The organism is Pseudomonas sp. FW305-20 (genome assembly GCF_058788075.1).
In genome coordinates, this window is sequence record NZ_JBYTAJ010000012.1 from 1 (window position 1) to 24,257 (window position 24,257).

The 24,257-nt window shown below is 61.7% G+C and carries 22 protein-coding genes; 6 read left to right on the forward strand and 16 right to left on the reverse strand.

Annotation, left to right across the window (positions count from 1 at the left end; genetic code table 11):
* Positions 1-76: 76 nt before the first annotated feature.
* Positions 77-589, reverse strand: coding sequence for a dihydrofolate reductase (locus AC3WP4_RS12555; RefSeq protein WP_074871719.1), 513 nt, complete (start codon positions 587-589; stop codon positions 77-79).
* Positions 590-674: 85 nt separating this feature from the next.
* On the opposite strand from AC3WP4_RS12555, the gene AC3WP4_RS12560 reads away from it, so the two are divergent.
* Both AC3WP4_RS12560 and AC3WP4_RS12565 read left to right on the forward strand, forming a co-directional pair.
* Positions 675-2,054 carry a DUF2868 domain-containing protein gene (locus tag AC3WP4_RS12560; protein WP_102616785.1) on the forward strand — a complete coding sequence of 460 codons (1,380 nt, stop codon included), beginning with the start codon at positions 675-677 and terminating at the stop codon, positions 2,052-2,054.
* Positions 2,047-3,423 carry a GTPase/DUF3482 domain-containing protein gene (locus AC3WP4_RS12565; RefSeq protein ID WP_102616784.1) on the forward strand — a complete coding sequence of 459 codons (1,377 nt, stop codon included), beginning with the start codon at positions 2,047-2,049 and terminating at the stop codon, positions 3,421-3,423. The genes AC3WP4_RS12560 and AC3WP4_RS12565 overlap by 8 nt, the downstream gene beginning before the upstream one ends.
* 112 nt (positions 3,424-3,535) lie before the next feature.
* On the opposite strand, the gene AC3WP4_RS12570 is transcribed toward AC3WP4_RS12565, so the two are convergent.
* The 8 genes from AC3WP4_RS12570 to AC3WP4_RS12605 all read right to left on the reverse strand — a co-directional run bounded on the left by AC3WP4_RS12570 (position 3,536) and on the right by AC3WP4_RS12605 (position 13,112).
* Positions 3,536-3,958 carry a hypothetical protein gene (locus AC3WP4_RS12570; RefSeq protein WP_102616783.1) on the reverse strand — a complete coding sequence of 141 codons (423 nt, stop codon included), beginning with the start codon at positions 3,956-3,958 and terminating at the stop codon, positions 3,536-3,538.
* Between the two features lie 85 nt (positions 3,959-4,043).
* Positions 4,044-4,610 carry a phosphonate degradation HD-domain oxygenase gene (locus tag AC3WP4_RS12575; protein ID WP_102616782.1) on the reverse strand — a complete coding sequence of 189 codons (567 nt, stop codon included), beginning with the start codon at positions 4,608-4,610 and terminating at the stop codon, positions 4,044-4,046.
* Complete coding sequence (locus AC3WP4_RS12580) at positions 4,610-5,743, reverse strand: TIGR03364 family FAD-dependent oxidoreductase (RefSeq protein ID WP_102616781.1); 1,134 nt, start codon at positions 5,741-5,743, stop codon at positions 4,610-4,612. The genes AC3WP4_RS12575 and AC3WP4_RS12580 overlap by 1 nt, the downstream gene beginning before the upstream one ends.
* A gap of 124 nt (positions 5,744-5,867) precedes the next feature.
* Positions 5,868-6,893, reverse strand: coding sequence for a putative 2-aminoethylphosphonate ABC transporter substrate-binding protein (locus AC3WP4_RS12585; RefSeq protein WP_074871732.1), 1,026 nt, complete (start codon positions 6,891-6,893; stop codon positions 5,868-5,870).
* A 31-nt stretch (positions 6,894-6,924) separates the two neighbouring features.
* Complete coding sequence (locus AC3WP4_RS12590; protein WP_102616780.1) at positions 6,925-8,649, reverse strand: putative 2-aminoethylphosphonate ABC transporter permease subunit; 1,725 nt, start codon at positions 8,647-8,649, stop codon at positions 6,925-6,927.
* The gene (locus tag AC3WP4_RS12595; protein ID WP_102616779.1) at positions 8,649-9,725 is read right to left on the reverse strand and encodes a putative 2-aminoethylphosphonate ABC transporter ATP-binding protein; all 1,077 of its coding nucleotides are present in this window, start codon (positions 9,723-9,725) and stop codon (positions 8,649-8,651) included. The genes AC3WP4_RS12590 and AC3WP4_RS12595 overlap by 1 nt, the downstream gene beginning before the upstream one ends.
* Before the next feature lie 221 nt (positions 9,726-9,946).
* Entirely contained in the window at positions 9,947-10,810 is an 864-nt protein-coding gene (locus AC3WP4_RS12600) for a LysR family transcriptional regulator (protein WP_102616093.1), read from the reverse strand.
* A gap of 16 nt (positions 10,811-10,826) precedes the next feature.
* Entirely contained in the window at positions 10,827-13,112 is a 2,286-nt protein-coding gene (locus AC3WP4_RS12605) for a heavy metal translocating P-type ATPase (RefSeq protein WP_102616094.1), read from the reverse strand.
* Between the two features lie 85 nt (positions 13,113-13,197).
* On the opposite strand from AC3WP4_RS12605, the gene cadR reads away from it, so the two are divergent.
* The gene (gene cadR / locus AC3WP4_RS12610) at positions 13,198-13,647 is read left to right on the forward strand and encodes a Cd(II)/Pb(II)-responsive transcriptional regulator (protein WP_102616095.1); all 450 of its coding nucleotides are present in this window, start codon (positions 13,198-13,200) and stop codon (positions 13,645-13,647) included.
* Positions 13,648-13,694: 47 nt separating this feature from the next.
* On the opposite strand, the gene AC3WP4_RS12615 is transcribed toward cadR, so the two are convergent.
* The 3 genes from AC3WP4_RS12615 to AC3WP4_RS12625 form a co-directional block, all read right to left on the reverse strand.
* Entirely contained in the window at positions 13,695-14,666 is a 972-nt protein-coding gene (locus tag AC3WP4_RS12615; protein ID WP_102616096.1) for a thymidylate synthase, read from the reverse strand.
* 48 nt (positions 14,667-14,714) lie between these two features.
* Entirely contained in the window at positions 14,715-15,521 is an 807-nt protein-coding gene (gene lgt / locus AC3WP4_RS12620) for a prolipoprotein diacylglyceryl transferase (RefSeq protein ID WP_076029391.1), read from the reverse strand.
* Between the two features lie 82 nt (positions 15,522-15,603).
* Entirely contained in the window at positions 15,604-16,386 is a 783-nt protein-coding gene (locus tag AC3WP4_RS12625; protein WP_076031527.1) for a sulfite exporter TauE/SafE family protein, read from the reverse strand.
* 134 nt (positions 16,387-16,520) lie between these two features.
* On the opposite strand from AC3WP4_RS12625, the gene AC3WP4_RS12630 reads away from it, so the two are divergent.
* Complete coding sequence (locus AC3WP4_RS12630; RefSeq protein ID WP_102616097.1) at positions 16,521-17,267, forward strand: NRDE family protein; 747 nt, start codon at positions 16,521-16,523, stop codon at positions 17,265-17,267.
* A 160-nt stretch (positions 17,268-17,427) separates the two neighbouring features.
* On the opposite strand, the gene ptsP is transcribed toward AC3WP4_RS12630, so the two are convergent.
* Both ptsP and AC3WP4_RS12640 read right to left on the reverse strand, forming a co-directional pair.
* Positions 17,428-19,707 (reverse strand): phosphoenolpyruvate--protein phosphotransferase, encoded by a 2,280-nt coding sequence (gene ptsP / locus AC3WP4_RS12635; RefSeq protein WP_074871745.1) that lies wholly within the window; start codon positions 19,705-19,707, stop codon positions 17,428-17,430.
* 22 nt (positions 19,708-19,729) lie between these two features.
* Complete coding sequence (locus tag AC3WP4_RS12640; RefSeq protein ID WP_008150514.1) at positions 19,730-20,209, reverse strand: RNA pyrophosphohydrolase; 480 nt, start codon at positions 20,207-20,209, stop codon at positions 19,730-19,732.
* A 143-nt stretch (positions 20,210-20,352) separates the two neighbouring features.
* Between AC3WP4_RS12640 and AC3WP4_RS12645 the strand changes: the two genes are divergently transcribed.
* Positions 20,353-21,009, forward strand: coding sequence for a histidinol-phosphatase (locus AC3WP4_RS12645; protein WP_074871746.1), 657 nt, complete (start codon positions 20,353-20,355; stop codon positions 21,007-21,009).
* Positions 21,010-21,138: 129 nt separating this feature from the next.
* Here AC3WP4_RS12645 and AC3WP4_RS12650 read toward each other — a convergent pair whose 3' ends face one another.
* Complete coding sequence (locus AC3WP4_RS12650; protein WP_102616098.1) at positions 21,139-21,567, reverse strand: DUF2269 domain-containing protein; 429 nt, start codon at positions 21,565-21,567, stop codon at positions 21,139-21,141.
* A gap of 39 nt (positions 21,568-21,606) precedes the next feature.
* Entirely contained in the window at positions 21,607-23,121 is a 1,515-nt protein-coding gene (gene ilvA, locus AC3WP4_RS12655; protein ID WP_074871749.1) for a threonine ammonia-lyase, biosynthetic, read from the reverse strand.
* A 338-nt stretch (positions 23,122-23,459) separates the two neighbouring features.
* Here ilvA and rpiA point away from each other — a divergent pair, with 338 nt between their 5' ends.
* Positions 23,460-24,134, forward strand: a complete 675-nt coding sequence (rpiA, locus tag AC3WP4_RS12660) for a ribose-5-phosphate isomerase RpiA (RefSeq protein ID WP_074871751.1) — start codon at positions 23,460-23,462, stop codon at positions 24,132-24,134.
* Positions 24,135-24,257: the final 123 nt, after the last annotated feature.

Here is a 24,257-nt window from a genome sequence, read left to right on the forward strand (position 1 = left end):
ATGCCTCAAGGGACGCTCCGCGTCCAGTGACGCGGAGCGTCACGGGCTGCATTCCCACGCAGAGCGTGGGAACGATCTATGCGCGCTCCCACACCTCGAAGTTGTAGGCCGGCTTGTCGCCTTCCGCTGGATTCGGCACGTTCGACACCAGCTTCCACTGCTTCAAATCAAACTCCGGAAACCACGCATCCCCTTCCGGGCTCAGCGCCACGCGCGTCAAATACAGCCGATCAGCCTGCGCCAACCCCTGCGCATACAACTGCGCCCCGCCGATCAGCATCAGCTCATCGACGCCCTGCTCCCGAGCCCACTCTTCAGCGCGAACCACCGCAGCCTCCAGCGACGGATAAACTTCCGCGCCCTCGAGTTGCAGATCCGCCTGACGGCTGACCACGATGTTCAATCGGCCCGGCAACGGACGGCCGAGGGAATCCCAGGTCTTGCGCCCCATGATGATCGGCTTGCCGAGGGTCGTGGCCTTGAAGTATTTGAAGTCCCCCGGCAAGTGCCAGGGCATGCTGTTGTCGACGCCGATCACACGGTTTTCACCGAGGGCTGCGATCAGGCTGAGGGGGAGTGATTTAGTCATGCCGGCGAGGATACCAGAGCCTCCCGTACCCCGATAAGCGTCACAGCGGTTATGCTCACAGCTCGATTGAGCGACGGGATGCCGCGTGACTGAACTGACTCCACTGCAAAACCTCTGGCTGACCGAGACGGTGCGCCTGCGTGAAGAACACGCCGGCCCCCTGGATGATCTGGAAGCCAACCGACTGGCCCGCAGCGCGGGCGGTGATCTGCCGACACGGATTCAACGCCGCGCCCTGTGGCTGGCCGAGCGCGATGGGCTGACCAACGCCCTCACACATTGGCTGCAAGGCGCACGTCTGGCGTTGATCGTGATGGCGCTGCTGGCCATTGCCAGCGGCGCCGGCCTGGCGTTTGCCGCGTTGGGCGACGGACAAACCCCGGTCAATGTGTTCTGGGCCTTGGGCAGTTTGCTCGGGCTGAACCTGATTCTATTGCTGAGCTGGGCGCTGGGCCTGGTGTTTGCCGGCGAACACGGCGCCACCCTCGGCCGCTTATGGTTATGGCTCAGCGAAAAACTCGCCCGCGATGCCAAAGCTGCGCAACTGGCCCCGGCCCTGCTGCTTTTGCTGCAACGACAGAAACTCAATCGCTGGGCGGTTGGCGTACTGGTCAACAGCTTGTGGTTGCTGGCGATGCTCAGCGCGCTGGTCATGCTGTTGATGTTGATGGCGACCCGGCGTTATGGCTTCGTCTGGGAAACCACGCTCCTGGGCGGCGACACCTTCGTCGCCATGACCCAGGCCCTCGGCGCCCTGCCGGCCATGCTGGGTTTCAACGTTCCGACCGTGGAGATGATCCGCGCCAGCGGCGATGCCGCGCTCAACATCGAAAGCGCCCGTCAAGCCTGGGCCACATGGCTGGTCGGCGTGCTGGTGGTCTACGGTGTTTTGCCGCGCCTGTTGCTGGCGCTGTTTTGCCTGTGGCGCTGGAAAACCGGCCAAGTAGCCTTGCACCTGGATTTGAACCTGCCCGGCTACGCCCAACTGCGCGAACGGCTGATGCCGACCAGTGAACGCCTGGGCATCAGCGACGCGGCGCCAGAACAACTGCATCGAATCGAAAACGCTGCAAGCGATCTGCCAAGCGATGGCGCGCTGTTGGTGGCCATCGAGCTGGACGATCAACGCCCTTGGCCGCCGCCACTGCCGAAGTCCGTGAGCAATGCCGGCATCCTCGACAGTCGCGAATCGCGGCACAAACTCCTCGAACAGCTGAGTCGCTTCCCCCCAGCCCGTCTGGCCATCGCTTGCGATCCGCGACGCTCGCCGGACCGCGGCAGCCTGGCACTGATCGCCGAACTGGCCCGCAGCGCCAGCGCCACCCGCGTCTGGCTGCTGCAAGCACCGCCGGGCGAAGCGCTCGACGCCCAAAGGCTGGGCGACTGGCACGTGGCGCTGCAACAGTTGGACTTGCCGTTCGCCGATTGCGCGCCGTTGAACTGGCTGGAGAGCGGTCATGACTAATCCCTGGAAAGCGCCGTTGAAGCTCGCGGTGGTGGGCCACACCAACGTCGGCAAAACCTCGTTGCTGCGCACCCTGACCCGCGATGTCGGTTTTGGTGAGGTGTCCCATCGCCCCAGCACCACACGACACGTCGAAGGCGCGCGGTTGTCGGTGGACGGCGAGCCGTTGCTCGACCTCTTCGACACGCCGGGCCTGGAAGATGCCATCGCCCTGCTCGACTACCTCGAGCGTCTGGAACGACCGGGCGAACGCCTCGACGGTCCGGCTCGATTGGCGCGATTCCTTGAGGGCAGCGAAGCCCGGCAGCGTTTCGAACAGGAAGCCAAGGTGCTGCGGCAACTGCTGACCTGCGACGCCGGTCTCTACGTGATCGACGCCCGGGAACCGGTGCTGGCCAAGTACCGCGACGAACTGGAAGTGTTGGCCAGTTGCGGCAAACCGCTGCTGCCGGTGCTGAATTTCGTCAGCAGCGCCAACCACCGCGAACCGGATTGGCGCGAAGCCTTGGCACGGCTGGGCTTGCACGCCTTGGTGCGTTTCGACAGCGTCGCACCGCCGGAGGATGGTGAACGTCGACTCTATGAAAGCCTCGCCTTGCTGCTGGAAAACGCCCGGCCGCAACTGGAACGTTTGATCGCCGATCAGCAAGCCCAACGCCAGGCCCGGCAACAGAGTGCGGCGCGGCTGATTGCCGAATTATTGATCGATTGCGCCTCGTGCCGACGCAGCGTGGTCAGCGAAGCCGAGCAAGAACAGCAGGCCATCAACGAACTGCGCAAAGCGGTTCGACAACGGGAACAACGCTGCGTCGAAGCGCTGCTCAAGCTCTACGCCTTCCGCCCACAGGACGCGGCGGCCAGCGATCTGCCGCTGCTCGATGGCCGCTGGGGTGACGACCTGTTCAACCCGGAAACCTTGAAGCAACTCGGCGTGCGAGTCGGTGGCGGTATCGCGGCCGGCGCGGCAGCCGGGGCCGGCGTGGACTTGCTGGTCGGCGGCCTGACCCTCGGCGCGGCCGCATTGGCTGGCGCGATTGCCGGTGGCGCCCTGCAAACGGCCCGCAGTTATGGCAGTCGGTTGATGGGCAAGATCAAAGGCCAGCGTGAACTGACCGTCGATGACAGCGTGCTGCGGCTGTTGGCGTTGCGCCAGCGGCAACTGCTGCATGCGCTCAATGCCCGCGGGCACGCGGCGATGGACAGCATTCAGGTCGCCACGCCACAAGACAAATCCTGGCGCGAAGGCAAACTGCCCGAACCGCTGAACAAGGCCCGGGCGCATCCGCAGTGGTCGTCACTCAATCCCTATCCGAAGTTGAGCCAGGCGGAACGGCAGGAGCAGATCGAAGCGTTGGCGCAGCAACTCTGAACCTGATCGTTTCCATGCTCCCGCGTGGGAATGCAGGCCGTGACGCTTCGCGTCACTGGACGCGGAGCGTCCCTTGAGGCATTCCCACGCAGAGCGTGGGAACGATCAACCACTACCAATCGACCTTCAGAAACTCTCTCACCAACGCTGTGACACGACTGCGATCCGTGCGATCCGCGCGCCCGTCATTGTCCACATCCGAACTCAGTATCACCTCCAGCCCACCATCGTTATCAAGATCGTGAGCCGCGGCTTTATAGGCAATCTTCTGCCCCTCGTGAAAATGCAGCCGCACCGTTTCAGGTGTACCGTCAGAGGATGGATTCTGCGAGAAGATGCGCAAGTGTCGCTCCTCACCTTCACCCTCGTTGAACCAGGCGCATTTCAAATAGGTTTTGCCAAAAGAACTGAGCCGCTGCCGATCCACATCCGTCGTCTCACGCTGCAACCGATCATCTTCATGGAACTCAAAATGAACGGTATCTGCCGAGCCTTTCCTGCTTCGATCCTGTGCCATCACTTTCAAATAACGCATCCGTGCGCTTCCTTGCGAAAAGCCCAGATTGAACCGTTACTGCAAGCCCCTCCATCCGCCGTTTCTCAATTGCCTGTGAGACAACTCATTGCACCTTGCGGGACAAGAGACCGACCGCCTTGCGTTTCAACACCTCCAGATCCATCACCGGCACCGCCATCTCCTTTGCCAACTCATCCCACTGGCGCATCCGCAGACTGACCTCGCACAACGGATCTTGCTCGAACGCTTCAGCCTCGGCCGCCGTCATCACCCCGCCTTGATACTCCAGCGTTCGGCGGCTGGCTTCACTCAAGCGCTCGTAGTACCCAGGCTCTTTCAGCGTCAGGTAACGCTTGGCCTGAACGTGGTACTCCACCAGCCGCGCCATGCGTTCGCTGAAACCTGCGCGGCGTAAGTAGTCCGCGCCCAGGCGCTCGTGACTGACCACGCCGAAGCCGCCCATGTTCTCGGCACTCTCGGCGCAGATATGCCCGATGTCGTGGAAGAACGCAGCCAGGACCACTTCGTCATCGAAGCCCTCGGCCATCGCCAGTTCGGCAGCCTGGGACATGTGCTCGATCTGCGACACCGGCTCACCGATGTAATCGCTGTCACCAAAGCGCTCGTACAGACTGAACACCTCGGCGATCATTTGCTCATTGCGGTCCATCAACGCTCTCCCAACACAGTCGCTACGTTACGTTCAGCCATCGCCGGCCCGACACTCATGCCGACACCCGTGTGCATCAGTGCCACGCTCACACCCGGCATCGGCCGCAGGAACGAGAACGGCCCCGGCCCCCGTGAACCATAGACGCCTTGCCAGCGTTCGACCACTTGCACCCTGCAGCCCAACGTCTGCTCGGCCAGTTCAATCATCCAGTTATCCACCTGCTCGGCGTTGAACGGCGACGGATCGCTGCCGTAATGGTGGGAGTCGCCAATGATCAACTCGCCATAAGGTGTCGGGCTGATCAACAGGTGAATGCCGTGTTCATGCAGGTGCGGTTCCTCGCGCAGGATTTGCGCCTGCACCGCCGCCGCTTCCGGCAGATCGGCGAAGGCGCCGTAGTGCACGCAACTCAGACCGGTGAGCAGCGCGTGTTGCAGGTTGAGGTTGATCTGCGGTCGGGCGCGAAGCATTTGCAGACGGCAGATTTGCGGTTTGAGTTCGGCGATCGGCTCAGCCAGCAGCGTCTGATAATCGTGGCCGGAACAGACGATGATCTGCTCGGCACTGAAGGCTCCTGCGGTGCTGTGCAAGCGACCGGGCTCGATGTCGCGCACGAGAGTGGAGAAGTGAAACGTGACGCCGAGTTCGTGATGCAGGTAGTCGATCAGCGCTGGAATCGCTTCGCGGGAATACAGTTGCTGATCGTCCATCCCGTGCAACGCGGCGCGGTGATGGCTGAATTGGCCGCGATACACATCGCGCAATGCAGCGCCGCGTAGCAGGTCGACGCGGTAACCGTGTTCCACGGCGCGACCGGCGCAGAAGGCTTCCAGCAGGTGTTCTTCGGCTTCGGTGCGGGCAAACAGGTATGAACCGTTGCGCTTGAGTTGCAGGCCGGCGAGTTGTGCCCATTGGCCCCAGATCTCGCGGCTGGCTTTGGCCAGTTCGAGCATCGGGCCCGGTGGCTGGCCGGTGACCAGGGCCTGGCCGAAGTTGCGAACCGAGGCGCCCAGCGGGGTTTCGCTGCGTTCGAAAACGGTGACTTTCAGACCGCGCCTGGCGGCGGCGTAGGCGTGGGACAGGCCGAGAATGCCGGCGCCGACGATCAGCATGTCGTTGTGGTGTGTCATGGAGAGGTGTCCTGAATTCGAAGCCGCCTTCGCGGGCAAGCCCGCTCCCACAGGGTCCGTGGTGTTCACAAAACCTGTGGGAGCGGGCTTGCCCGCGAAGGGGCCCTGTCAGCCGATGAAAATCTTACTTGGCAGCCACTTTCTCGGACTTGCCGTCATAGCGCTTGCGCCACTCGGCCAGGATCTGGTCGCGATTCTTCGAGGCCCAGGCAAAGTCGTTCTTGATCAAACGCTGCTCATAATCGGCCGGCAATTCGGTCTGCGGCTTGGCGATACCCGGTTGCGCGAGGACGGCGAAGTTCTCTTTATAAAGCTCCATCGCCGCCGGGCTCGCGGAGAAGTCAGCCAGTTGCTTCGCCGCCTCTTCGTGCGGGGTGCCCTTGATGACTGCGGTCGCTTCGATCTCCCAGCCCAGGCCTTCTTTCGGCAGGATGATGTCCAGCGGTGCGCCTTGGCGTTTCAGCTGAACGGCCGGGTACTCGAAGGAAATGCCGATCGGAAATTCGCCCGACGCCGCCAGTTTGCAGGGCTTGGAACCGGAGTGAACGTACTGGCCGATGTTCTGGTGCAGGTCGTCCATGTACTGCCAGCCCTGCTTCTCGCCGAAGGTTTGCAGCCAGGCGCTGACGTCGAGGAAACCGGTGCCGGACGAGGCCGGGTTGGGCATGACGATCTTGCCTTTGTACTCAGGCTTGGTCAGGTCCTGCCAGCTCACCGGTTTGGTTAAACCCTGCTTTTCGGCCTCGACGGTGTTGAAGCAAATGGTCGCCGCCCAGACGTCCATGCCGACCCAGGCTGGCGGGTTGGCGGCGTCGCGGTAGTTGCTGCCGATCTTGCCCAGGTCTTTCGGTGCGTAGCTTTGCAGCATGCCTTGCTGGTCGAGAATCGCCAGGCTCGACGCCGCCAGGCCCCACACGGCGTCAGCCTGAGGGCGAGCTTTTTCGGCCAGCAGTTTGGCAGTGATGATGCCGGTGGAGTCGCGCACCCACTTGATCTCGACGTCCGGGTTGGCCTTTTCGAAGGCTGCTTTGTAAGTCTTCAATTGCTCGGCTTCGAGGGCGGTGTACACCGTCAACTCGGTTTTCGCCGCGAAGGCGTTCAGGCTGAAAGCGGTGAGGACAGCAGCGGCCAGGGCCATAGGCTTGAACATGATCTTTTCCTGTTTGAGTTGAGGGGTTGAATCAATGACCAGGCGCGGTCTGCCGCCAGGCCTGGGAGCGGCGCAACAAACCGCGCGAAGCCCAGGCCAGCAGCAGGGACACGCCCGCCGAGGTGAACAGAATCAGGGTCGACATCGCCGCCGCGCCGCCGACGTTGCCAGCGTCGTCCATGTTCAGAACCGCCACCGCCGCGAGGATGGTGTCGGGGCTGTAGAGGAAGATCGCTGCCGAGACGGTGGTCATCGCAGAGACGAACAGATAGCGCACGATGTCCAGCAATGCCGGCAGGCAGATCGGCACGGTGACGCGCAGGTAATGCCGATACAGCGGCGCCTTGAGCGACAGTGCGGCGGCTTCGAACTCGGCATCGAGTTGGCGCAACGCGGTGGTGGCGGTCATTTGCGCGGTGGTCAAATAGTGAGCAATGGTGCAGACCACCAGCAGGGTCATGGTCCCGTAGAGCACATGCAGCGGGTTGCCGCTGAGGTTGAAGAAGAAGACATAACCCAGGCCCAGCACCAGACCCGGCACCGCCATCGGTACGAAACTGAGCATGCGCAGTGTCAGATTCAGTCCGCGCTGGCCCTTGGTTTTTTCCATCAGGTACGCGCCGGTAAAGATCAGCACGCTGCCGATCAACGCCGTGCACAAAGCCATCTTTACGCTGTTGCCATAGGCCAGCCAGCCGCCACCCGCCGTGTCGTTGAACTGGTAATGATTGAGAGACAGCGACAGGTTGTACGGCCAGAATTTCACCAGCGACGAGTACACCGCCATGCCGAACACCAGCAGCAACACCGCGCAGATCAGCAGCACGATGGTCAGGTAGCAACCGTCGCGCAGTTTCGACGGCGCCGGTTGAAAGACCTGCGCTCGACCGCTCATGGAATCGCCGTGACCTCGACGCAACCAGGCGTCGACACCGAAGCTGAACAGCGCCGGCAACAGCAGGACCATGCCGATCAACGCGCCGCGACCGAATTGTTGCTGGCCGACCACGGCTTTGTAGGCTTCCAGCGCCAGCACCTGATAATCGCCGCCGATCACCACGGGCACGCCGAAGTCGGTGATGGTCAGGGTGAACACCAGACAGAACGCCGCGAACACAGCCTGACGCGTTGCCGGCCAAGTGATGCTGCGAAAGGCCTTCGCCGGACTGGCGCCCATGCTGGAGGCGGCATCGAACAGTCGCGCATCCGCCAGGGACAGGGCCGACAGCAGAATCATCAGCGCGTGTGGGAAGGTGTAGATGACCTCACCCAGAACAATGCCCCAGAAGCCGTAGATATTGTCTGAGAGCAAACCGCGCAACATGCCCTGGTTGCCAAACAGATAGACCAGCGCAATCCCCGGCAGCATCGACGGCGCCATCAGTGGCAACAACGACATGCCGCGCCAGATGCCTTTGCCTGGAATCAAGGTGCGTTGCAGGGCGTAGGCAAACAGGTAAGCCAGCGGTACGACAATCGCCGCCACGCTCAGGGAAACTTTCAGGCTATTGCCGAGCAACCAGTGGAAATTGGCACTGGTCACCAATTCACGGGCGGCCACCAGACCGCCGCCCTGCCCGGCCTCCGAGCTGAAACCGCGCCAGAAGATCGCCAGCAATGGCATCAGTACCGCAACGCCGAGCAACACCAGCAACAGGACTTTGCCGCCGACCACGAACACCCGGTCGCCGATCTCGGCACGGGAGGTCTGCCGAACCTGCTTGTGCGGTATCGGCAGCGCGAGGTTCGCGCTCATCAGGCAAACACCTGCAGGCAGCGCGGCGGCAAGGCGACCATGATCTGCTGCGCGCCGAGGCGCGGCATGGCTTCCGGTGCCAGTTCCGCCAGCAATGCGTGGCCCGGCAGTTGATCGAGTTCGAAGCTCATGCGGCAGCGGTTGCCGAGGAAGGTGATTTCGCGAACCTTGGCCGGGAACAGGTTTTCTTCATGCACGGGCGGGTTGACGTTGATCGCTTCGGGACGGCAAAACAGACGACCCGATGCGGCGTTGCCCGAATCGGCGGCCAGGCGCATGTTCATCCCGCCGACCCGGGCATGGCTGTCGCTGCTGCGCTGGAATGGCAGCCAGTTGCCCTGGCCGACGAACTCCGCCACAAACGGTGTAGCCGGGCGGTCGTAGATTTCCTGAGGCGTGGCGTATTGCTCGACCTTGCCGTTGTTCATCACGGCGATGCGGTCGGCCATCAGCATGGCTTCGTCCTGATTGTGGGTGACCATCAGGGTGGTGATGCCGAGGTTGCGCTGCAGTTGGCGCAGTTCGGTGCACAGGTGCTCGCGGACCCGGGCATCGAGGGCCGACATCGGTTCGTCCAGCAGCAGCAACGAAGGTGCCGGCGCCAAGGCCCGAGCCAGTGCGACGCGCTGCTGTTGGCCGCCGGACAATTGGCCAGGGTACTTTTTCTCACTGCCGATCAGGCCGACCAGCTCCAGCATCTGACCGACACGCTGGCGCACTTCATCGCGACCACTGCCGGCGAGGCCGTAAGCGATATTCGCTTCGACGGTAAGATTGGGAAACAGCGCGTAGGACTGAAACAGAATGCCGTAGTCCCGAGCCTGGGGCGCCAGGTGGGAAACGTCGCGATCGCCGAGGTACAACTCGCCGCTGTCCTGCTTCTCAAGACCGGCGATGCAACGCAACAAAGTAGTTTTGCCGCAGCCCGACGGGCCAAGCAGGCACACCAGTTCACCGGCGGCCACGTCGAGGGAAACGTTATCCAGCGCGGTAAAGGCGCCGAAGCGTTTCTGCACGCCACGCACTTTCATCGGGGCGCCGGGGTTGGTCAGGGCAGTTGCGATCGAGTGGTTCATGGACAGGCCTCATCAAGCAGATGAAGGCCATCCTAGATTTGTAATGCGTCCGTCATGTGGCAGTGAGGCAAAAACGGCTGATAGTGGTATTCGAGGATTTGGGTTCACCGCCGATCGTTCCCACGCTCTGCGTGGGAATGCAGCCCGGGACGCTCTGCGTCCCAAGAGCCGAACGCGGAGCGTCCGTTGAGGCATTCCCACGCAGAGCGTGGGAACGATCATTACGCGGGGGCCATTTCCTGCGCCAACCCCAGGAACGCCGCCGGCAGCCGTGCGTTTTTCCGCTCCTTGAGGCAGTACAAATACTCAGGGATCTGCGGCGCATTCTCCAGGGTCAGCACGCGCAGTTGCGGATCATGCGGCACTTCCTGCCGGGCAATGATGCTGATGCCGATGTTGCGCAGCACCGCCTCACGGATCGACTCCCGGCTGCCAATCTCCAGCAACGGCCCAAAACTCACCCCGGCGCCGGCCAGCAATTCCTCGGTCAGGCGTCGAGTGGTCGAGCCCGACTCGCGCATCAATAACGTATGCCCGGCCAACGCACTGAGCGGCACATGGTCGTGAACCGCCAGCGGATGATTGCGATGCACCGCCAGCACCAGCGGATCGCTGCCGAGCACCCGGCGAATCAACCGTGCATCGTCGAGCAATTGCGACGACGCCGCGACATCCACCCGATAGTCCTCCAGCGCTTCGAGCACCTGCTGGGAGTTGCCGATCTCCACCGACACTTCTACCTGCGGCAAGCGCTCGCGAAAGGTCTTCACCAGATCGAGGATGTAATACGGCGCGGTCGCGGCGATGCGCAACGTGCCCTGGACCTGACCGCTGTTGCGCAGGAAAAACTCGATGTCGGCTTCCTGCTGCAACAGCACCTTCACCATCGGCAACAGCCGCGCACCTTCATCGCTGACGCTGAGGCGGCGGCCGCCACGGTAGAACAGTTCAACCGAGTACTGACTTTCCAGATTGCGAATCTGGGTCGTCACCGTGGGTTGGCTCAGGCCGAGTTTTTTCGCCGCCAGGGTAATGCTGCCCAAGCGGGCAACCATGTAAAACGCCTTCAGCTCGGCACTCAGCACACCCTTCCCCCATCGCTTATTTGCGCAACAGGCGCAAACCGTTGAACACCACCAACAGGCTCACGCCCATGTCGGCGAACACCGCCATCCACATGGTGGCGATCCCGGCGAAGGTTACCCCAAGAAAGATCGCTTTGATGACCAATGCCAAGGCAATGTTCTGTTTGAGGATGCTTGAGGTTTGCCGTGACAGCCGGATGAAGGTCGGGATCTTGCGCAGATCGTCGTCCATCAGGGCGACATCGGCGGTCTCGATGGCGGTATCGGTGCCCGCTGCCGCCATGGCAAAACCGATCTCGGCGCGCGCCAGCGCCGGAGCGTCATTGATGCCGTCGCCGACCATGCCAACGTTATGGCCCCGAGCATAAAGGGCTTCGATGGCTTGCAGTTTGTCGGTCGGCAGCAGATCGCCCTTGGCCTCGTCGATGCCGACTTGCGCGGCAATCGCCTGAGCGGTGTGGACGTTGTCGCCGGTGAGCATCAGGGTTTTGATGCCCAGCGCGTGCAACTGCTGGATCGCCTCGCGGCTGGACTCTTTCACGGTGTCAGCCACGGCGAACAGCGCCAACGGGCCGGATTTGTCGAGCAGCAACACCACGGACTTGCCCTGTTGCTCCAGCGCGAACAGCTTTTCCTCCAGTTCAGGCGAGCACAGGTTCAGTTCTTCCACTAAACGGTGATTACCCAAGTGGTAAACCTGGCCGTTGATTTCGCCGCGTACACCGCGACCGGCCAGCGCCTCGAAGTTATCCACAATCAGCGGAGCGAATTGTTTATCCACAGCCGCGTTTGCAATGGCCAGGGACACCGGGTGATCGGAGCGACCGGCGAGCGCTGCGGCAATCGCCGGGGCTGATTCGTCCGCCGTCGGATCAAGCGACAGGTAATCGGTCTGCACCGGTTTGCCGTGGGTGATCGTGCCGGTCTTGTCCAACGCCAGGTAATCGAGTTTGTAGCCGCCCTCCAGATAGACGCCGCCCTTCACCAGAATGCCTTTGCGCGCCGCCGCCGCGAGGCCGCTGACGATGGTCACTGGCGTAGAAATCACCAGCGCGCATGGGCAGGCGACCACCAACAACACCAACGCCCGGTAGATCCAGTCAAACCACAGTGCCCCCATAAACAGTGGCGGAATCACCGCCACCGCAAGAGCCAGGATGAACACCGCCGGGGTGTAGATTTTCGAGAAGCTGTCGACGAAACGCTGGGTCGGCGCCCGCGCGCCCTGGGCCTGTTCCACGGCATGGATGATCCGCGCCAGGGTCGAGTTGTTGGCCGCCGCAGTGACCGAGTACTCAAGGGAACCGGCCTGATTGATGGTGCCGGCGAAGACTTTATCGCCGATGGTCTTCTCCACCGGCAGGCTTTCGCCGGTGATCGGCGCCTGATCGATGGTCGAACTGCCCGACACCACTTCCCCGTCCAGACCGATTCGCTCACCGGGACGCACCCGCACCCGCGCACCCAACTCGATGGCTTTGACAGGCTGCAAGACCCAACTGCCATCGGCCTGCTGCACCGTGGCCTGTTCCGGGGTCATCTGCATCAGGCCACTGATGGCGTTGCGCGCCCGGTCCAAAGACTTGGCCTCGATCAATTCGGCCACGGTGAACAGGAACATCACCATCGCCGCTTCCGGCCACTGACCGATCAGGATCGCGCCAGTCACCGCGATGCTCATCAGCGCGTTGATGTTCAGGTTGAGGTTTTTAAGTGCGATCCAGCCCTTTTTATAGGTGCCGAGGCCGCCGCTGAGGATCGAGATCAGCGCGATGACCGCCACCACCCAGTTCGGCGCAGCGTTGGTGAAGTGGATAACTTCGGCGACCAGGGCGCCAACACCCGACAGCGCCAAGGGCCACCAGTGCTTTTTCTCGGGCGTCGGCGCTGGCGGTTCAACGCCCTGCTCCAGCGGCTCGGCCTGCATCCCGAGGGACTTGATCGCGTCGATGATCGGCGCAGTGCTCGGCAGGTCATGGGTGACGCCCAACACGCGGTTGATCAGGTTGAATTCCAGTTGCTGCACGCCCGAGAGTTTGCCGAGTTTGTTCTCGATCAGCGTCTGCTCGGTCGGACAATCCATGGCGTCGATGCGGAAATTGCTCAGTCGCGCACCGGCCGTTGGGGTTTCGCTCAACTTGATCAGCGACGGTGCCGCCACTTTGGCGGAACAGCAGGAATCCCCGTGGCTGCCATGCTCATGCTTCTGTACAGGCTGCAGCTTGTGGCTGTGATCGTGATCGTGATCGTGATCGTGATCGTGATCAGCCTCGGGTTTGTGCGTGTGAAGGGAATCGCTCATTGGGTCGCGTCCGGAAAGGTGCCTGTTGCCAAGTAAAGACCCTGTAGCCACTATAGGGTCAAGCACCCTTTTGGAGATTGTCGTCATGAAGATCGGAGAACTGGCCAGACTCACCGACTGCGCCGTCGAAACCATCCGCTACTACGAGCGCGAAAACCTGCTGCCAGAGCCGGCCCGCAGCGACGGCAACTACCGCGTCTATACCCAGGCCCACGCCGAGCGCCTGACGTTCATCCGCAACTGCCGCACCCTCGACATGACGCTGGAAGAAATCCGCAGCCTGCTGGCCCTGCGCGACAGTCCGCAGGATCAGTGTGAAAGCGTGAATGCGTTGATCGACGAACACATTCATCACGTGAAGGCGCGGATCGACGGGTTGATGGCGTTGCAGACACAACTGCTCGACCTGCGCCAACGTTGCAGCGAAGGGCCGGATATCGATCAGTGCGGGATTTTGCAGCGGTTGGAGGTCAGCGGCGGGGTTGTAGCGACGGAGATTGAGCATTCCCATGTCGGCCGCAGTCACGGCCATTAGCAACCGATGATCGTTCCCACGCTCTGCGTGGGAACGATCAGGTGGGGCTAGACCGCCATTGGCGCGGTCATTGGGGCGTGATGCTCGTAGCCTTCCAGCGAGAAATCGCTCGGCTCGATCAACTCCAGCCACTCCGGCTGATAAACACCGGTCTTGGCGAAATCCGGCACACGGTCGCTGATCACCAGTTTCGGCATCGGGAACGGCTCGCGCTTGAGCTGTTCATTCAGCATGTCCAAATGGTTTTCGTAGACGTGGGCATCACCGATGAAATAGGTGAACCAGCGCGGCGTATAGCCAGTCAGGCGACCGATCAGGCTTAGCAGCGCGGCGCCTTCGGTGAGGTTGAACGGCGTGCCCAGGCCCAAATCATTGGAGCGGATGTACAGAGTCAAAGAAATCTCTTTGGTCTCCACATTCGGGTGGAACTGGTACAGCAAGTGGCACGGCGGCAGGGCCATTTCGTCGAGCTGGGCCACGTTCCAGCCGTGGAACAGAATGCGGCGGCTGCCCGGGTCCTTGATGATGGTGTCGACGCACTGGCGGATCTGGTCGATCGCCTTGTACAGCACCACGTAGGCTTGACCGTCTTCTTCGCCTTCGGCGATCTGGCGATAGCCCTGACTCAGGGTCTGCTCGATGGCGGCCTGGTTGCTGACCGGGATCTGCTTGTACGCCGGCCATTTGCGCCATTGCACGCCGTAGATCTCGCCAAGGTCGTCTTCGCCCTGACGGAAAGGATTGGCCAGCCACTGGGCGTTTTCGTTGGCGTTCTGATCCCAGACCTTGCAGCCCAGCGCACGGAATTCGGCGGCGTTGTTCACCCCGCGCAGAAAACCGCACATCTCGCCGATGGCTGACTTGAAGGCCATTTTGCGGGTAGTGATCGCCGGAAAACCTTCCTTGAGGTCATAACGCAGCATCGCGCCAGGGAAGCTGATGGTGTTCACGCCGGTGCGGTTGGCCTGTTTGGTGCCGTTCTTGATGACGTGGGCGACCAGTTCGAGATATTGCTTCATGAGTTACCTGTGTCCTTGAACCCGGGACCGTCGCCCCGGGGTTCGAATTTATACAACCGCTGCTGGAGCCGCCGGTGCACGGCGATACGCCAGCCAGATCAGGAACAGACCGCCGAGGATCATCGGTACGCACAGTACCTGACCCATGGTCAGCCAGTTCCAGGCCAGATAGCCCAGTTGCGCGTCCGGTACGCGGACGAATTCGACGATGAAACGGAAGATGCCATAGAACAGCGCGAACATCCCGGACACCGCCATGGTCGGCCGCGGCTTGCGCGAGAACAACCAGAGAATGGCGAACAGCGCCACGCCTTCGAGTGCGAACTGATACAGCTGCGACGGGTGGCGCGCCAGTTGCGCCGGATCGGTCGGGAAGACCATCGCCCAAGGCACATCGGTGGCCTTGCCCCACAACTCGGCGTTGATGAAGTTGCCGATCCGTCCGGCGCCCAGACCGATCGGCACCATCGGTGCGACGAAGTCCATCAGCTGGAAGAACGACTTGCCGTTCTTTTTACCAAACCACAACGCGGCCAGCATCACGCCGATAAACCCGCCATGGAACGACATGCCGCCCTTCCACACTTCAAAGATCAACAGCGGGTTGGCGAGGTAAGCGCTCAGATCGTAGAACAGCACATAGCCCAAGCGGCCGCCGACGATGACCCCCATCGACATCCAGAACACCATGTCGGAGAGTTTCTCTTTACTCCAGGTCGGGTCGAAGCGGTTCAACCGGCGCGACGCCAGCAGCCAGGCGCCGCCGATGCCGATCAGGTACATCAAGCCGTACCAGTGGATTTTCAGCGGACCGATGGCCAAGGCCACCGGGTCGATCTGCGGGTAAGGCAGCATTGCGACTCCTCGTTAGAGTTGAAACCTTCAAATTCCCGGGCGACGCTGTCACGCCAGGATTAAGCCAGGATTGCGCTACGCGTCAGAGCAAGAAGCTCAAGCCGACGCAAAACAGCAAAGCGGCAAACAGTCTTTTCAGCAAGCGCGGCGACAGCGAGTGGGCCAGTCGCGCACCGAGGCGGGCGAAGACCATGCTGGTCAGGGCAATCCCCAGCAACGCCGGCAAATAAATAAAACCGAGACTATGGGCCGGCAGCAGCGGATCGTGCCACCCCAGAATCATGAAACTTAATGCACTGGCCAAGGCGATTGGCAGGCCACAGGCCGACGAAGTGGCCACCGCCTGCTGCATCGGCACGCTGCGCCAGGTCAGGAACGGCACGGTCAACGAGCCGCCGCCGATCCCGAAAATCGCCGAGGCCCAGCCAATGACGCTGCCCGCCACGGTCAGACCGACTTTGCCCGGCACCGTTCGGCTGGCCTTGGGTTTGAAGTCCAAAGCGAGTTGAACGGCGATGATCAGCGCAAATACACCAATGATCTTCTGCAAATTCGGCCCGGAAATCGCTTCGGCCGTCAGCGCGCCGAAACCGGCACCGATCAGAATGCCGAGGGTCATCCAGGCAAAAATCGGCCAACGCACGGCACCGCGGCGATGGTGTTCGCGGATCGCATTGATCGAGGTAAATATGATGGTCGCCAGGGAGGTGCCGACTGCCAGATGCGTCAGGATCGACGCATCAAATCCCTGCAAGGTGAAACTGAACACCAGCACCGGGACAATGATGATCCCGCCGCCTACCCCGAACAGCCCGGCCAGCACGCCCGCACAGGCGCCCAACGCCAGATAGAGCAGAAATTCCATGGCCACATCCCCAAGCATCCCGAATCAGGAGCGGCATGGTAACGGAAGCATGGCCTCGGGCTCCACTGTGGAAGGCGATGGATCGATGAGCGATGTCTGCGTAGAGTGAGCAAAAAACACACAAGGACCACCTTATGTGCCTGATTGTTTTCGCTTGGCGACCGGGTCACGCCCAGCCGCTGATCGTGGCGGCCAACCGCGACGAATTCTATGCCCGGCCCAGCCTGCCGCTGGCGCAGTGGCCCGAAGCACCACAGGTGTATGCCGGTCGCGATCTGGAGGCCGGCGGCACCTGGCTCGGTGTTGGCGCCAATGGACGCTTCGCCGCACTGACCAATATCCGCGATCCGCATCAACCGCCCGCACGCAAGTCGCGAGGAGAGCTGGTGGCGCGATTTCTTGGTGGGGATATGCTGATAGATGACTATTTGAGCGACGTTGTTGCACGTTCGCTGGAATATTCCGGATTTAACCTGCTGGTTGGCAATGCCAACGAACTGTGGCACTTCAATGCCCGGGAGACTGAGGCGGTGATGCTGCCACCGGGGGTTTATGGGTTGTCGAACGCCGGGCTGGATACGCCATGGCCGAAACTGCTCAAGGCGCGGGCGGCGCTGGAAGAAGTGCTGGACGACCCGCAACCCCAGGCTTTATTGGCCTTGCTGAATGATCCGCAGACCGCACCCTTTGCCGAACTGCCGGATACCGGGGTCGGGTTGGCCACCGAGACATTGCTGTCGAGTGTGTTTATTGCCAGTCCGACTTATGGGACGCGAGCGAGTACGGCGTTGATCGTGCATGCGGATGGGACGCGGCATTTGGTCGAGCGGAGTTTTGGGCCGTATGGCGGGCATTTGGGGGAGGTAGAGGTCAGGGTTTGAAGCTCGGGCGATTAATTGTGGCGAGGGAGCTTGCTCCCGCTGGAGTGCGAAGCGCTCCCGATCCGGCCAATGCGTTCTTTCAGAAAAATCGCATCGGCCGGATTACGACTGCTTCGCAGCCGAACGGGAGCAAGCTCCCTCGCCACAGGCCATCAGCCTTTTAGAGGGTCTTGGCCGAAGCCGGATTAATCATCCGCGCCAACCCAAGGTTCTTCAGCGCCAATTGCAGCGAGCTGTGGATAACTTGCGGGTTGTCGATGGTCATCAATTCCGCGAGCAATTCCTTGGCCTTGCTCAGGTTGATCTGACGCAACATCCACTTCACTTTCGGCAGGTTGGTGGCGTTCATCGACAGGCTGTCGAAGCCCATCGCCATCAACAGCACCGCCGCCGCCGGATCACCGGCCATCTCACCGCAGATACTCACTGGCTTGCCTTCGGCATGCGCGTCACGCACCACGCTCTGAAGGGCTTGCAGCACCGCCGGGTGCAGGTAGTCGTAAAGGTCGGCTACCCGCGGGTTGTTTCGATCCACCGCCAACAGGTACTGGGTCAGGTCGTTGGAACCGACCGACAGGAAGTCCACTTGCCGCGCCAGTTCCTTGGTCTGATAAACCGCTGCCGGAATTTCGATCATCACGCCGATCGGCGGCATAGGCACGTCGCAGCCTTCGTCGCGGACTTCGCCCCAGGCCCGGTGAATCAGGTGCAGGGCTTCTTCCAGTTCGTGAGTGCCGGAGATCATCGGCAGCAGAATTCGCAGGTTGTTCAAGCCTTCGCTGGCCTTGAGCATGGCGCGGGTCTGCACCAGGAAGATTTCCGGGTGGTCGAGCGTGACGCGAATGCCGCGCCAGCCGAGGAACGGGTTGTCTTCCTTGATCGGGAAGTACGACAGCGATTTGTCGCCGCCGATGTCCAGGCTGCGCATCGTCACCGGTTGCGGGTGGAAGGCGGCGAGCTGCTCGCGATAGATCGCCAGCTGCTCCTTTTCGCTTGGGAACCTCTGATTGATCATGAACGGCACTTCGGTGCGGTACAGACCGACGCCTTCGGCGCCGCGCTTCTGCGCCCGCGCCACATCCGCCAGCAGGCCGGTGTTGACCCACAGCGGCATGCGGTGACCATCGAGGGTCACGCACGGCAAGTCCCGCAGTGCATCCAGCCCGAGGGCCAGTTGCTTCTCTTCCTCGACCACTTCGGCGAACTGCTTGCGCAGCACTTCGCTGGGGTTGGTGTAGACCTCGCCGTGGTAACCGTCGACGATCATCTGGATGCCGTCGACCTTGGAATACGGCAAGTCGACCAGGCCCATCACCGTCGGGATACCCATGGCGCGTGCCAGGATCGCCACGTGGGAGTTGCCGGAACCGAGTACCGACACCAGGCCGACCAGCTTGCCTTCCGGCACCTCGCCGAGCATTGCCGGCGTCAGTTCTTCGCTGATCAGAATGGTGTTGTCGGGGTAGACCAGGGTCTGCTGACGCTCTTCCTGCAAGTAGGCGAGCAAGCGCCGACCGAGGTCCTTGACGTCCGAGGCGCGCTCACGCAGGTAGGCGTCGTCCATCAATTCGAAACGGTTGACGTGTTCGGCGACCACCTGACGCAATGCGCCTTGGGCCCACTGGCCAGTCTTGATCACGGTAGTGATTTCGCTGCCCAGTGACGCGTCGTCGAGCATCATCAGGTAAACATCGAACAGCGCGCGCTCTTCCGGGCGCAACTGGTTCGCCAGTTTGGCGGACAAGGCGCGCATGTCGGCGCGCACGCCTTCGATGGCGGTCTTGAACAGCCCGAGCTCAGCCGCGATGTCGGTGATGGTCTTGTCCGGCACCACGTCCAGGTCGGCCGGCGGCAGCATGACCACCGCGGTACCGACCGCCGCACCCGGCGAACCCGGTACGCCGATGAACTTGGCTTCCTGGATGCCCTTGCCCTGACGGCCCAGCCCGCGGATCGAACCGGTGGCCTCGGCGTGGGCGATAACGCCGGCGAGCTGCGCGCTCATGGTCACGAGGAAGGCTTCTTCACCTTCGTCGAACTGGCGGCGTTCTTTTTGCTGAATGACCAACACGCCGACAACGCGGCGGTGGTGAATGATCGGCGCCCCGAGGAACGAGGCATAACGCTCTTCACCGGTTTCGGCGAAGTAGCGATAGCGCGGGTGATCCGCGGCGTTTTCGAGGTTCAGCGGTTCTTCACGCGTGCCGACCAGGCCGACCAGGCCTTCGTTGGGTGCCATGCTGACTTTGCCGATCGAGCGCTTGTTCAAGCCCTCGGTGGCCATCAGCACGAAGCGGTTGGTCTCAGGGTCAAGCAGGTAGACCGAGCAGACCTGGCTGCCCATGGCCTCTTTGACGCGCAATACAATAATGCCCAACGCCGCCTTGAGATCCTTGGCGGAGTTAACTTCCTGGACGATCTTGCGCAGCGTATTGAGCATGGCTCGGGGTCGAACTCCGTCGTCAGTCGCGCGATAAAAGGCGCGGGGCAAGCTCTTTGAGAGCGCGTCGATACACTTCGCGCTTGAATGTCACCACCTGGCCCAACGGATACCAATAGCTGACCCAGCGCCAGCCATCGAATTCCGGTTTACCGGTCAAATCCATCCGCACCCGCTGCTCGTTGGAGACCAGGCGCAGGAGAAACCATTTCTGTTTCTGGCCGATGCACAGCGGTTGGCTGTGCGTGCGGACCAGACGTTGCGGCAAACGATAGCGCAACCAGCCCCGGGTGCAGGCGAGAATTTCAACATCTTCGCGCTCTAGACCCACTTCTTCGTTCAACTCGCGGTACAAGGCGTCTTCCGGCGTCTCCTGGGGGTTGATCCCGCCCTGTGGAAACTGCCAGGCATCTTGATTGATACGGCGAGCCCATAGCACCTGTCCGGCATCATTCGTGAGAATGATCCCGACATTGGGGCGGAAACCATCGGGGTCGATCACGGCAACAACCTCGCAAACGCATGTCGCCGCATTGTTCCACAAAGGTTGTGATAGCAGCAACGAGCCGGTCTACCTTATGTGCACTCTTGTGAAAAGTCCGTATTCTGGACGCCTTTCTACAGACTTTTCAGCGAGTAACTGCAATGCGGCTGGCTTTATTCGACTTGGACAACACGCTCTTGGGCGGTGACAGTGACCACGCCTGGGGCGATTACCTGTGCGAGCGCGGCTTCCTCGACGCCGTTGCCTACAAGGCACGCAACGACGAGTTCTATCAGGATTACCTGGCCGGCAAGCTGGATAACGATGCCTACCTGAACTTCTGCCTCGAAGTCCTCGGCCGCACCGAGATGGCCACGTTGGATCAATGGCACCTGGACTACATGCGCGATTGCATTGAGCCGATTGTCTTGCCCAAGGCTATCGAACTGCTGGCCAAGCACCGCGAGGCCGGCGACAAACTGGTGATCATCACCGCGACCAACCGTTTTGTTACCGGGCCGATTGCAGCACGTCTGGGCGTTGAAACCCTGATCGCCACCGAATGTGAAATGGTTGATGGCCGCTATACCGGGCGCAGCACCGACGTTCCGTGCTTCCGGGAAGGCAAGGTGACGCGGTTGAATCGTTGGCTGGAAGAAACCGGGTATTCGTTGGAGGACAGCTATTTCTACAGCGACTCGATGAATGATTTCGCGCTGCTGGAGCAAGTGGCCAATCCGGTTGCGGTCGATCCGGACCCGAATTTGCGCGCTGAAGCCGAGAAGCGTGGCTGGCCGGTGATTTCGTTGCGCGATTGAAATCGCCTGTAGCAGCTGCCGAGGTACGAGGCTGCGTTGGGCTGCGTTGGGCTGCGCAACGGCCCCGGGGGGCGGTCCTGCGGACACGCAACGCAGCCTCGTACCTCGGCAGCTGCTACAGATTTCGCGCTAAACCGGCTTGGCACCCATCAACCCCGCAATGGCAACAAAGCAGACAAAACTGAACAGTGCGAGGGCAAAGGTAAACCTTCCGGTGCCCGCTGCCGGCGCCTTGCGCAGCCGATTCAGCCGCACCAGCAACCAGAACCAGCCCAACGCCGCGACGGTGTACAGCACACTGGAAGCCAACAACCAGACCTGCCCCAGCGGCCAGCCCACCAGATGCACCATCCACCAGCCGGTAAACGGCATGCTCAGCAGCGCCAGCCCCATCACCAGCCAGATAAACACCCACGGTCGCTGCAACGTGCGGGTGTGAGCCGTTGCGTCGCCGTTACGGCGCGTGCGCCAGACCCAGATCGCCAGACCCAGCGCGCTGACCAGCAGCAACACCGTCGCCACCATATGAGCGATTTTCAGGGCGGTTAACGTTTCCATTGTTCGATTTCCTTATGGCCTGGCCATCAGCGTAGCCGCTCAGCCGAGAAACAGCTGATAGGCCGGGTTGTCGCTTTCGTCCCAGTACGGGTAGCCGATTTCTTCCAGCGCTGCGGGCACCAGATGACGTTCTTCATGAGGCACTTGCAGGCCCGCGACCACACGACCATCCGCCGCGCCATGGTTGCGGTAGTGGAACATCGAGATGTTCCAGCGCCCGCCAAGCTTGTTGAGGAAGTTGAACAGCGCGCCCGGACGCTCCGGGAATTCGAAGCGCAGAATCACTTCATCCACCACATGCGCCGCACGTCCGCCGACCATGTGGCGGATGTGCAACTTGGCGAGTTCGTTATCGGTCAGGTCGAGCACCGGGAAACCCTGCTCGGTCAGGCTGGCGAGCAGCGCACTGCGCGGATCGTTTTCCGGGTGCGTCTGCACGCCAACAAAGATGTGCGCCTCGCTGCCAGTGTTGTAGCGATAGTTGAATTCGGTGATCTGGCGCTTGCCGATGGCCTCGCAGAACGCCTTGAAGCTGCCCGGTTTCTCGGGGATGGTCACGGCGATAATCGCTTCGCGGCCCTCGCCCAGTTCGGCGCGCTCGGCGACGTGGCGCAGGCGGTCGAAGTTGACGTTGGCACCGGAGTCGATGGCCACGAAGGTATGCCCGGTGACACCGCGCTGCTCGACGTACTTCTTGATCCCGGCCACGCCCAGGGCGCCGGCAGGTTCGGTGATCGAGCGGGTATCGTCGTAGATGTCCTTGATCGCCGCGCAGATTTCATCGGTGCTGACAGTGATCACTTCATCGACATAGTCTTTGCAGATGTCGAAGGTGTGCTGACCAATCTGCGCCACAGCGACGCCGTCGGCGAAGAGGCCCACGGTCGGCAGGATCACCCGTTCACCAGCGGCCATGGCGGCTTGCAGGCAGTTGGAATCGTCTGGTTCGACGCCGATGATTTTGATTTCAGGCCGCAGGTACTTCACGTATGCCGCGATCCCGGCGATCAGTCCGCCACCGCCTACCGGGACGAAGATAGCGTCCAGACGGCCAGGGTGCTGGCGCAGGATCTCCATGGCCACCGTGCCCTGCCCGGCAATGGTGTGGGGATCGTCGTAAGGGTGGATGTAGACGTAGCCTTTTTCGTCGACCAGTTTCAGCGAATAGGCCAGGGCTTCCGGGAACGAATCCCCGTGCAGCACCACTTTGCCGCCACGTGAACGCACACCTTCGACTTTGATTTCCGGGGTGGTCTTGGGCATCACGATGGTCGCTTTCACGCCCAACACTTTCGCCGCCAGGGCCAGGCCTTGGGCGTGGTTGCCCGCGGAAGCCGTGACCACGCCGCGAGCGCGTTCTTCATCGGAAAGCTGCGTGAGCTTGTTATAGGCGCCACGAATCTTGAACGAGAACACCGGCTGCAAGTCTTCGCGCTTGAGCCAGATACTGTTGCCCAGCCGCTCGGAGAGCTGGCGGGCAGTCTGCAATGGGGTTTCTACGGCAACGTCATAAACGCGCGAGGTGAGGATCTTTTTGACGTACTGTTCGAGCATCGGAAAGCATCACTGAGCGGGTTGGGCAGGGCCAAGGAGTCTAACCCGGCTTTCGCCTGAGCGACCACACTAAACAGGTGGTTTTAGCCGCTCACTGGCGCTGGAGATCCATTGTGGCGAGGGAGCTTGCTCCCGTTGGAGCGCGAAGCGGTCCCCCTGCATTCTTTCAGACATACCGCGCGGGCAGGTTTTACGGCTGCTGCGCAGCCGAGCGGGAGCAAGCTCCCTCGCCACAGGCAAGCCCCATCGCCACCATTCGACATACCGGCAATGACCTTCCCCATCGCGAAGCCTATAATGCCGGCCTTTCGTTCCCTCTTCGGCACTTCGGAGCCCGCATGACCCAGGATCAACTCAAACAGGCAGTGGCTCAGGCCGCCGTCGACTTCATCCTCCCGAAACTCGACGACAAGAGCATCGTCGGGGTCGGCACCGGCTCCACCGCCAACTGCTTCATCGACGCACTGGCCAAGCACAAAGGCGCGTTCGACGGCGCGGTCGCCAGTTCCGAAGCCACCGCCGCCCGCCTCAAGGGCCACGGCATTCCAGTGTATGAGCTGAACACGGTCAGCGACCTGGAGTTCTACGTCGACGGCGCCGACGAAAGCGACGAGCACCTGAACCTGATCAAGGGCGGCGGCGCAGCCCTGACCCGCGAGAAGATTGTGGCGGCCGTGGCCAAGACCTTCATCTGCATCGCCGACGCCAGCAAACTGGTGCCGGTGCTCGGTGCGTTCCCGCTGCCGGTAGAAGTCATCCCGATGGCCCGCAGCCACGTGGCCCGCGAGCTGGTGAAGCTGGGCGGCGACCCGGTTTACCGCGAAGGCGTGCTGACCGACAACGGCAACATCATCCTCGACGTGTTCAACATGCAGATCACCAACCCGGTGGAGCTGGAGAAGCAGATCAACGCCATCGTCGGCGTGGTCACCAACGGTTTGTTCGCCGCACGTCCGGCGGATTTGCTGCTGCTGGGCACCAGCGAAGGCGTGAAGACCCTGCGCGCAAAATAAAACATACGCAAAACCTGTGGGAGTGAGCCTGCTCGCGATAGCGGTCTTTCAGTCAACATCTCGATCGACTGACACGGCCTCATCGCGAGCAGGCTCGCTCCCACAGTAGATTTGGGGTGTTGG